This window comes from Oleiphilus sp. HI0117 (assembly GCF_001635235.1).
Genome location: NZ_LWGA01000995.1, coordinates 1 through 5,621 on the forward strand (window position 1 = coordinate 1; position 5,621 = coordinate 5,621).

A 5,621-nucleotide genomic window follows, 5' to 3' on the forward strand; every position below is an offset into this window, starting at 1 on the left:
GACGGCGCTAGTGAGAATATCTTTATGTTTGAAGATGCGGGGGCAGGCCAATCTCCGGTTAATGTGTCACCATTCTCAAGTAATATTCAATTGTCTTCGGTCGTGTGGCAGAACGCCGATAGCGCAGCACTATGGGGCTTTAGGAGTAATAGCAGTGAGTTGGTGCAACTTGTCGTGGATGTTCCTGGTAAGAGTTTGTCACAAACTATTTTTGAATCAGATCAAACACTCGTGTCACCCTTATATGTGAAAGAAGAGGTCGCTGGTTCAAAACTCTATATTTCGAACGGCGTTATCTTTGACACGAATGATTTAAGTTTCGAATATGACAATAGCAGTAATTTTAATCTGGGTATCTATCACCAGGATCATCATATTCAATCTATGAGCGCTAATAATGCATTACGCTTAAGTTATGGCCTTACAGGTGAGTGGAGTCTTGAGCAAAGTTATTACGGTCGTGAGCTTGTTGCTCTAATACCTACCGGGTTTAATGTTTTGGCTCTAACTCAGCCTTCAAATATTGATGAAAGCGGTTCTGCCGGCTTAAGGTTTGATGTGGTTCAAGTTGGAGATTCCGATGACAACGGCTTACCTCAATGGTGGGAGTCCTTATTTGCAGAAGGTACGCTTGCTCAGTTTTCCAACTTCGACCAGCCTGAAGAGTATGACTTTTCAACAGATTTTAATAGCATAATTGCTAGGGACTTTGATTCAGATAGCGAAGATATGGATGATGATGGCCTAAGCAATTCATTGGAACGTAGTCTAGGTAGCTGTGTTGATGTGAGTGATGAATGTCCTACGCCTTCGGACTCGGATCTAGATGGTTTATCGGATTTGTTCGAACAACAATACTCGTTTACCGACAGCCTGGGTATCGAGCATCGAGTCAGCCTGACTTCAGGTGATACCGATGCCGACGGCTTAAGTGACTATGATGAGATTATTACGATAGGCAGCTATCCCGATAACAATGATTCTGATGGCGACCTTATCTGTGATGCTCAAGAACTCGAGTTAACAGGAACAGGTTTATTGAATTCAGACTCGGATGGCGATGGCTTAACAGATGGCAGAGAGCTGGGTATCGTTACATTAAATTGTGATGCTCTTTTCAAGGGGGACGTGTTCAGTGATCCTCTCAGTTTCGATTCAGACGAAGACGGCTTAAATGATAGAGAGGAGTTTTTTGCATCGACTGACCCGTTTAACCCTGATTCTGATGGTGACGGCCTTAAAGATGGCCAGGAAGTAATCTTTGGTGGCGACCCGCTTGACAGTATGTCGCGTAATGGAGTCCTGCTAGATGGTGAGATTGATAGTGATAGTGATGGCCTCTCTGACAGCTACGAGCTAAATCATAGCAATTCTAACCCAAATAATGCCGATAGCGACTCAGATGGTTTATCTGACTATGTCGAAGTTACTTTGGTTGGCTCAAACCCTAATAACATAGATACTGATGGTGATTTGATTTGTGATATTTTTGAAGATATTTACGATCAAGATGGTGAGTATCTTCAAACAGACCCTGCACTTAGCGATACTGATTCTGACGAATTAAGTGACGCATTTGAGCTTGGCTTGTCAGGCGATCCTGTATCATGTTCCGAGCTTCCTAATCTAAACCCGGTTTCAGACCCAAGGTTGTCAGACAGTGACGGTGATGGGCTTTCTGACGTTTTAGAGGTCACTTATGTCTATGACAGTTATTCAGACGATTTTCGTTTACGTAAGCCTGACGTAAACCTAACAATAGATCCGTTATTCTTAGATACAGATGGTGACTTGTTGTGTGATTTCATAGAACTTGGAGTAAGTAATCCTGCTGAAAGTGATACTGACTTCGATGGCCTGAATGATGCTACTGAACTAGGTCTTGAGTTAAGCGAAGTTCTCTGTACTCCCATTTCAATAGCAGATCAGTTAACTAGTCCTGTACTCAGCGATAGTGATAACGACGGTCTAAGCGATGGGCAGGAGATTTTGATTACGGGAACAGATCCTCTTGATACTGACTCAGATGATGATGGTATAAGAGATGGTGACGAAGATCGTGATGGCGACGGTTTGAGCGACTATGTTGAGCTTAATCTTTCCTTCACTCTTTTCGATACTGTTGATAGCGATGGCAATGAAGTTAATGATGCCCTTGATGATCAAGATGGTGATGGCTTAAGCAATATCGAAGAGTTGGGTTATGGGACGTGCATTGCCTATCAGGCTGTATCATGCCCAAGTCCAGAGGATAGCGATCAAGATGGTGTTTCAGACTTTGATGAAATTAATCGAGCTGATCAGGAAGGCACAGACCCCCTTGGTTCAGATACAGATGGCGACGAGCTTACTGATAGCGAAGAGCTAGCTATAGGTACCAATCCTCTCTTAGCAGACTCTGATCTTGATGGGATCGATGACAATGAAGAACTTACGTTATCGTTAACTGACCCACTAAATCCAGATACTGACAATGATTTTCTAGCGGATGGGCAGGATGATAGCCCCTTGCAGCCTGATAGCGACAACGATTCGTTATTAGATGGCATTGAGGTTCATATTTTAGGCACCTCGCCTGACAATAACGATAGTGATGTTGATGGGCTTAAAGATGGAGATGAAGTGTGGGTCTATGGTTTCGGTCTTGATGAGTTAACGTTGCTCAAGACTGGTCGTGATCTCGATATAGACCTTAATTCAAAGAGTGGTGTTACTGGTTGGAATCCGCCTTCCAATAGCTTCGAGGGTGCTGCCTACGAATATCTCGTTACAGACGTCGCGAGAATTGTAGTCAATGATGCTGGCACTTCGTTAAACGAGCCATTTGTTGCTGAAGGTGATGAGCTTGATGCGGGTGTTGAGGTTATCGGTAAAATTCATATTCGATATATCTCTAATCCTTCTCTAGCGGATAGTGATGGTGACGGGCTTACTGATTATACCGAGCTCATGCTGATTGAGAAAACCTATGGTGATACCCGTTTTGATATTAATCCGCTCGATATCAATACAAGTTACCAGGAGCTGGAATCCAACGAAGAAAACTTTAAAGTATCTGACCCTTTAAGGGCTGATACCGATGGGGATGGCCTTAGTGATGGCGATGAAGACATAGATGATGATCTGTATGTCAACGACTTAGATCAAAATAATGAAGATTCTTCAGTTATTGTTGCAGATACTGATTTTGATGGATTGCCGGATGGTATTGAAGTGCTGCTTACCCAAAGTAATCCTGCTAAGAACGATACAGATGGAGATGGCTTGTTTGATGGCAATCAAAATAATGACACCGAATCTCGTTATGAAGTTATTTATGATTCCGCAAACCCTCCGAGATTAATTGAGAGCACAGCCTCTTGTAATGCTGATGAATATCGACTTAGTAACATAGGAAACAGTGAATATTGCGTTCAACTTTCATATATATCAGACCCGTCAAAGATAGATAGTGATGCAGACGGCGCACCTGATCGGTACGTCACGGAAAGCTCGGAAGAGATGTTTGATCATTTTCCACTTGATAGGAGTTGTCATAGATTAACTGATGGCGTAATTGATAATGATGATCCTTCTGACAGGAAGTGCTATTCCGCGTGGATGGCGGGGCAGGCCTCTATCGACCAAGTTCGCAATGCCAGCTGGGATGATATAAGTGCAGGGAGTCAAAATGTCGTAACGTTTTCCGGTAAAGGCTGGGATAGAATCATCAGATATCGAATGGAGGCTTCTGAAGATACATCGTATTATCTCCCGCATACACCGGTAAGTGGTGATGTAGTAACCGCGCTTTCAGGAAGCTTACAAAGGTTATATTTTGCAGATGACGAAGGAGCTATTTATTATCAAAATCTTGAAAGTGACAGCCCCTTGGTTCCGTTTGTTCAGCTCGCTGCTGAAGATTCAGATGTTGTACATATAAGTGGATTGGGCGATAACTTGTTTGTTTTCACACGAAACTCCACCGCTTTAGAAGAGCGCTACAAATTGATTATGTTTGATGCTGCTGGCGCGCTGCTTGGTAGTATTGTGGACATCGAATATGATGTTTTGCCAGACAGTATTAAATTAGCCTGTCGCAATGACAGCTGCACTACTTTGGTTGATATTCTTGCAGTTGTTCGTGTAGATAATCATCCAAACAATGAAGTACTTTCAATGACCTTGGACTTATCGACGTTTGGTATTGCCTCTGATGAAATATCCACTATTTTTGAATCATCAGAGAAACCGCTTAGCGGGCCCATTCAGTTATCTGAAAATGGTGAATTGATCTACTTCGGATCTGGACATCAACTTACTCTGGCTTCACTAGAGGCGCCGGTGGCAGGCAGTTTGTTGCATAAATCATACGGTTTAGCTGAATACTCGACGTTTTATGATCTTCATGAAGAAAATCAGCACTTCATTGCTATCGTTGACGATCCTAGTTCTTTATTTAACTCTCAAGAAACGCGGGCAGTCTATATCGAGGACAATAAGCCTACAGATGATGGCGAACCAACAAAGTATCTGATACAGCAAGCCACAGAAGATGAGCTAATGATGAAAGTCTTGCCGCAACAAGTCGCAGGCCAGAGTGACTTTGCGTTATTAAGTGTGTATGACTCGCTCGTCGATATAATGCCTATCGGTGTGACGGATCAAGATTCAGACGGGATGCCGGGAATATTCGAGATGCTTTACGGCTTGGATGATAGTGACCCAAGCGATAAGTTCAAAGACTTGGATAAGGATAATTTAACAAATATCGAAGAGTATCTGTTAAATACTAAACCTGACAATTCGGACTCTAATGATAATGGGGTTTCAGATTTTCAGGAAGCGTATTTGAATTAAAGATGAAGGCTAAGGGTGATTATGTTCCGCTCTTAGCCTTATGGTAAGTAGCCGTTTTTGGCTTGCCTAGCTTAGTTGTTTGAAAGCGCGATATCTAATTAAAGTGATGCAGTGCAGAGCTCGGAATATCAGTGATAATACTATGAACGCCCATTGCTTTTAGGGTTTCCATTCTTTCAATACTATTCACCGTCCAACATGATACCTCAAGCCCATAAGATTTTGCGTTTCTCAATAAGGTTGGGCTAATCAACCTGTTGTTGATGACCAGTAGCTTGCAATCGAGCGATACAGCGGTCTTCAATGGCCTGCGATACCGGTATTCTGCGACATAGCCGGTGTCTATTTCTGGCGATAATCGGTTTATTTCATGTAGAATCCAGCGGCTGGCAGAAGTAACCGTTGCCTTATCATAAAGATTATTACTGCGAAAAAAATCTTGTAATCGCTTTACAATTAGTTTCAATACATGCCGATGATCGTTCTTTACTTCAAATTGCCAGCTTCGAGTATTTGGTACGCTATCTACCACTTCTTGTAGGTGTGGAATGTAACAGGGAGAGTGCCAGCCTGGTGTATTATGTCGGGAATCAACTTTGCTTAGAAAAGAATAGGGATAATGAGCTATCTTGCCTTGCAGGTTGCTTGTGCGTGACAAATTTCGGTCGTGATAGACTACCAACTCTCCATCTGAAGATAATTGAATGTCTAACTCGAAATCCAAACAGCCATTTGATTGAGCATGAATAAAGCCCGTTACAGTGTTTTCCGGCGCTTCGTTC

General features: G+C 42.7%; 2 protein-coding genes. One reads left to right on the forward strand and one right to left on the reverse strand.

Annotated features, from left to right (window positions below; genetic code table 11):
* The first annotated feature begins 24 nt into the window (after nt 1–24).
* On the forward strand, nt 25–4,839 hold the full coding sequence (locus tag A3757_RS26955; RefSeq protein ID WP_231878314.1) for a hypothetical protein: 4,815 nt from the start codon (nt 25–27) through the stop codon (nt 4,837–4,839).
* A 94-nt stretch (nt 4,840–4,933) separates the two neighbouring features.
* On the opposite strand, the gene A3757_RS17945 is transcribed toward A3757_RS26955, so the two are convergent.
* Nucleotides 4,934–5,621: glycerophosphodiester phosphodiesterase (locus A3757_RS17945; protein ID WP_068740032.1), on the reverse strand; the 688-nt coding region annotated here is incomplete at its 5' end.

What these genes read in the sequence shown, in the direction of transcription:
- A3757_RS26955 (WP_231878314.1), top strand. Translation starts at nt 25, where the DNA reads ATGTTTGAAGATGCGGGGGCAGGCCAATCTCCGGTTAATGTGTCACCA.